The 4246-nt window shown below is 67.8% G+C and carries 7 protein-coding genes; all 7 read right to left on the reverse strand.

What is annotated here, in order from left to right; all coding sequences use genetic code 11:
• Positions 1-185: 185 nt before the first annotated feature.
• Complete coding sequence (locus tag AC1D12_RS26350; protein ID WP_477843928.1) at positions 186-416, reverse strand: hypothetical protein; 231 nt, start codon at positions 414-416, stop codon at positions 186-188.
• A gap of 25 nt (positions 417-441) precedes the next feature.
• Positions 442-678 carry a hypothetical protein gene (locus AC1D12_RS26355; protein WP_477829678.1) on the reverse strand — a complete coding sequence of 79 codons (237 nt, stop codon included), beginning with the start codon at positions 676-678 and terminating at the stop codon, positions 442-444.
• A 30-nt stretch (positions 679-708) separates the two neighbouring features.
• Positions 709-2163, reverse strand: coding sequence for a cytochrome c oxidase accessory protein CcoG (gene ccoG / locus AC1D12_RS26360; RefSeq protein WP_477843930.1), 1455 nt, complete (start codon positions 2161-2163; stop codon positions 709-711).
• A 4-nt stretch (positions 2164-2167) separates the two neighbouring features.
• Positions 2168-3079: a cytochrome-c oxidase, cbb3-type subunit III gene (gene ccoP, locus AC1D12_RS26365; RefSeq protein WP_477843932.1), complete on the reverse strand. Its 912-nt coding sequence runs from the start codon at positions 3077-3079 to the stop codon at positions 2168-2170.
• Positions 3076-3237: a cbb3-type cytochrome oxidase subunit 3 gene (locus AC1D12_RS26370; RefSeq protein ID WP_477827240.1), complete on the reverse strand. Its 162-nt coding sequence runs from the start codon at positions 3235-3237 to the stop codon at positions 3076-3078. The genes ccoP and AC1D12_RS26370 overlap by 4 nt, the downstream gene beginning before the upstream one ends.
• Positions 3238-3249: 12 nt before the next feature.
• Entirely contained in the window at positions 3250-3879 is a 630-nt protein-coding gene (gene ccoO / locus AC1D12_RS26375) for a cytochrome-c oxidase, cbb3-type subunit II (protein ID WP_477843934.1), read from the reverse strand.
• A 16-nt stretch (positions 3880-3895) separates the two neighbouring features.
• On the reverse strand, positions 3896-4246 hold a 351-nt coding region (locus tag AC1D12_RS26380; RefSeq protein ID WP_477843936.1), incomplete at its 5' end, for a cbb3-type cytochrome c oxidase subunit I.

Genomic DNA, 4246 nt, shown 5'->3' on the forward strand with positions numbered 1-4246 from the left:
GCGCAGCACGCTTCGTGAACTGACTGTCGCACACTGTTTGACCACAGTGAGCGAAGCGAACGGAGGGAGTTTGGGCGACGGGCCATGAAACCAGCCRGCGGAGGGAAGTCTTTGCCCCGCCAGGGGCGAAGACCGCACCGGCCGGCGAGCCACAGCCTCCCCACCCGCGCCTTTGCACGCTCAGATCAAGGCGCCTCTTCCCACAGCAACGCCGTCAACGCTGAAGACGTCGCGATCACGCCCCAGAAGATCAGGAAGGTCACGCTGTAGATCGCTTGCGGCGACCAGCCGATCAGCGGCCCGCCGAACCACTGGAATTCGTTCGGGTCGACGACCACGAAGACCAGCATCTCCAGCACGCCTGCCATCAGGAAGGCCGGCCACAGGATCGTGATGAAACGGGTGCTCCGTGTCATGGCGGCTCCCGCAGGTTGATGAGGCTCAGGGCGCCGGCGTCGCGGCATGGTTGCGCGCCTGCTGCGCCGGCGCCGCCGGCGTCTTGGCCGCTGCCACGCGCGCCGCGGCACTCGACGGTTCGTCCAGCACCGGGTCGATGTGCGTCAGCGCCAGCACCATCGTCGCCACGCCGGCCACCACCACGGCGGCCGGGCCGCTGATCACCAGCCACACCATCCTGTAGCGCCACCACGGCAGCGCGATCGGTCGGGTCGGGGTCATGCTCTTCTCCTTGTCGTTGGGTGAACGTGTTCAGCGAGGCACCATGAAGGTCGATTTCTCGTGCACCTCGGCGGCAGCCTCGCTGCCCATCCGCTCGATCTCGAAGGCCAGCGGGTGGGCGCCCGGGCCGAGCGCGGCCGCGCGCTCTGGCGGCAACTGCACCCGCACCGCGAACCAGCGGGCCTCGGTCGGGCCGACCTCGACCTCCCGCGTGCTCGCGATCGTCGCCTGCTCGATGCCGGTCACGCGCACCCGGTAGCGCTGTACCGCTTCGGTCGCATTCATCACCTGCAGCCGGTAGACGTTCTCGACACGGCCGTCTTCCACCTGGCGCGCCAGCGTGCCGCGGTCGCGCACCACGTCGACCTTGAACGGCTGGCGCAATGCGATGCTCGCGACGAATCCGACCGAGATCGCGACCATCACCGCGCCATAGACCAGCACGCGCGGGCGCAACACCCGCCGCAGCATCTGCGCCTGCGTCCAGCCCTGGTTCATGCCGTTCTGCGTCGCATAGCGGATCAGCCCGCGCGGATAGTTCATCTTGTCCATCACGCCATCGCACACGTCGATGCACGCGGCGCAGCCGATGCACTCGTACTGCAGCCCCTTGCGGATGTCGATGCCGGTCGGGCACACCTGCACGCACAGCGTGCAGTCGATGCAGTCGCCCTTGCCGAGCGTTTTCGCATCGGCACTGCGCGGCCGCGAGCCGCGCGGCTCGCCGCGCTTCTCGTCGTAGCCGATCACCAGCGTGTCATGGTCGAACATCGCGCTCTGGAAGCGCGCGTACGGGCACATGTACTTGCACACCTGCTCGCGCATGTAGCCGGCATTGCCATACGTCGCGAAACCGTAGAACAGCACCCAGAACCATTCCCATGGCCCGAAGCCCAGCTGCAGCGCCTCGGCGGCCAGCACCCGGATCGGCGTGAAATAGCCGACGAAGGTGAAGCCGGTCCACAGCCCGATCGCGATCCACGCCACCTGCTTGCCGCCCTTGCGCAGCAGCTTGTTCACCGACCACGGCGCCGCATCGAGCTTCATGCGTGCGATGCGGTCGCCTTCCAGGTGGCGCTCGACCCACAGGAAGATCTCGGTGTAGACCGTCTGCGGGCACGCATAGCCGCACCACAGCCGCCCGGCCACCGCGGTGAACAGGAACAGCGCATACGCGCTCAGCACCAGCAGCCCGGTCAGGTAGATGAAGTCCTGCGGGTACAGCACCAACCCGAAGATGTAGAAGCGCCGCGCCTCCAGGTCGAACAGCAGCGCCTGCCGGCCATTCCACGCGAGCCACGGCAGCCCGTAGAACACCAGCTGCGTCGCCCACACCAGCGCCCAGCGCCAGGCCGCGAACAGGCCGTGCACCGCGCGCGGGTAGATCTTGGCCTCGCTCGCATAGAGCGAGACCGTGGCCACCGGCGTGATCGGGATCACCCGCTTGGCGTTGCGTGTCTCGTGGCCCACCTCGGGATCGGCCATCGCGTCACTGCGCAAGCGCAGGGCCCCGGTTCGACAGGCTCCAGACATACGAGGCCAGCACGTGGATCTGCTCCTTGCTGAGCCGCTCCTTCTGCGCCGGCATCACGTTCAGCTTGCCGTTGTTGATCATCGCGGTGATGGCCTCCTCGCCCCAGCCGTGCAGCCACACCTTGTCGGTGAGGTTGGGCGCGCCGAGTGCCTGGTTCCCCTTGCCGTCGATGCCGTGGCAGGCGGCACAGGCCATGAAACGCTGCTTGCCGAACTGCGCGGTCGAGTCGTGCGCGCTGCCCGACAGGCTCAGCACGTACTGCGCGACCTCGTGGATCTCCTGCGGGCCGCCGATTGCCGCCGCCATCGGCGGCATCATCCCCTGGCGCCCCTCGGTGATCGTCTCCTCGATCTTCTCCGGCGTGCCGCCGTGCAGCCAGTCGGCGTCGGTCAGGTTCGGGAAGCCCTTGCTGCCGCGCGCATCCGAGCCATGGCAGGCCGCGCAGTTGTTGATGAACAGCCGTTCGCCGATCGCCATCGCCTGCGGCTCGGCCGCGAGCTTGTCGGCCGGCAGCGCGGCAAAGCGCGCATACAGCGGCGCCATCTCGGCCTGCGCGGCGCGCTGCTCCTGCTCGTACTGGCCGAGGCTGGTCCAGCCCAGGCTGCCGGCGTTGCTGCCGAAGCCGGGGTACAGGAACAGGTAGGCCAGCGAGAACACCACCGTCAGCACGAACATCACCACCCACCACATCGGCAGCGGGTTGTTCAGCTCGCGCAGGTCCTCGTCCCACACGTGGCCGGTGCTGTTGTCGGCGGCCATCACCTCGCGGCGGCTCGCGATGAACAGCAGCACCAGGCAGGCCAGCAGGCCGAGCAGCGTCACCGCGCCGATGTAGATCGACCAGCCCTGGCTGAAGAAGTCGCTCATCGCGCATCTCCTTCATCGCTGCCATCCGGTTCGAAAGGCAGGCGTGCCGCTTCGTCGAATCGCGACTGGTTGCGCCGCGACCAGGCCCAGGCGGCAATGCCCAGGAACACCAGCATCGACAGCACCGTCACGCCACTTCTGAGGTCGTTGACATCCATGGGTCTTGCTCCTTACTTCACCGAGGTGCCGAGCACCTGCAGGTAGGCGATCAGCGCATCGATCTCGGTCCTGCCCTTCACGGCCTCGCCGGCGGCGGCGATCTCGGCATCGGTGTAGGGCACGCCGACGCGGCGCAGCGCAGTCAGCTTCGGGGCCATGTCGGCCGGGTCCAGCGCGGCCTTGGCGAGCCACGGGTAGGCCGGCATGTTCGATTCCGGCACCAGGTCGCGCGGGTTGAGCAGGTRCACCCGGTGCCACTCGTCGCTGTACTTGCCGCCCACGCGCTGCAGGTCCGGGCCGGTGCGCTTGCTGCCCCACTGGAACGGGTGGTCGTAGACGAACTCGCCGGCCGTCGAGTAATGGCCGTAGCGCAGCGTCTCGGCGCGGAACGGGCGGATCATCTGCGAGTGGCAGTTGTAGCAACCCTCGCGGATGTAGACGTCGCGCCCGGCCAGCTGCAGCGCGGTGTAGGGCGCGAGGCCCGGCGCCGCCTGCGTGGTGGAGCGCTGGAAGAACAGCGGCACGATCTCCACCAGSCCGCCGACSGCGATCACCAGCAGGATCAGSAYGATCATCAGGAAGTTGTTGGTYTCGATCTTCTCGTGCGAGAAGCCGGGGGCGTTGTTGCTTGTGTTGGCCATTTGGTTGCTCCGTGGCTCAGGCGTGGGCCGGGGTCAGCGCGGGGACAGGCACCGGCCGGTAGCGGCCGGCGGTGGCCGTCTTCACGACGTTCCAGCCCATGATCAGCATGCCGGCCAGGTACAGCAGCCCGCCCGCCAGGCGCACCACGTAGAAGGGGAAGGTCGCCTTCACGCTCTCGACGAAGCTGTAGACCAGCGTGCCGTCGGGGTTGACCGCGCGCCACATCAGGCCCTGCATGACGCCGGCGATCCACATCGCGGCGATGTACAGCACGATGCCGACCGTCGCGATCCAGAAGTGCAGCTCGATCGCCCGGGTGCTGTACATCGTCGTGCGGCCGAACATGCGCGGCACCAGGAAGTACAG

The organism is Rhizobacter sp. P1_G5 (assembly GCF_056405435.1).

Coding starts and splice junctions, on each gene's coding strand:
- AC1D12_RS26350 (WP_477843928.1), bottom strand. CDS start 416: ATGACACGGAGCACCCGTTTCATCACGATCCTGTGGCCGGCCTTCCTG.
- AC1D12_RS26355 (WP_477829678.1), bottom strand. CDS start 678: ATGACCCCGACCCGACCGATCGCGCTGCCGTGGTGGCGCTACAGGATG.
- ccoG (WP_477843930.1), bottom strand. CDS start 2,163: ATGGCCGATCCCGAGGTGGGCCACGAGACACGCAACGCCAAGCGGGTG.
- ccoP (WP_477843932.1), bottom strand. CDS start 3,079: ATGAGCGACTTCTTCAGCCAGGGCTGGTCGATCTACATCGGCGCGGTG.
- AC1D12_RS26370 (WP_477827240.1), bottom strand. CDS start 3,237: ATGGATGTCAACGACCTCAGAAGTGGCGTGACGGTGCTGTCGATGCTG.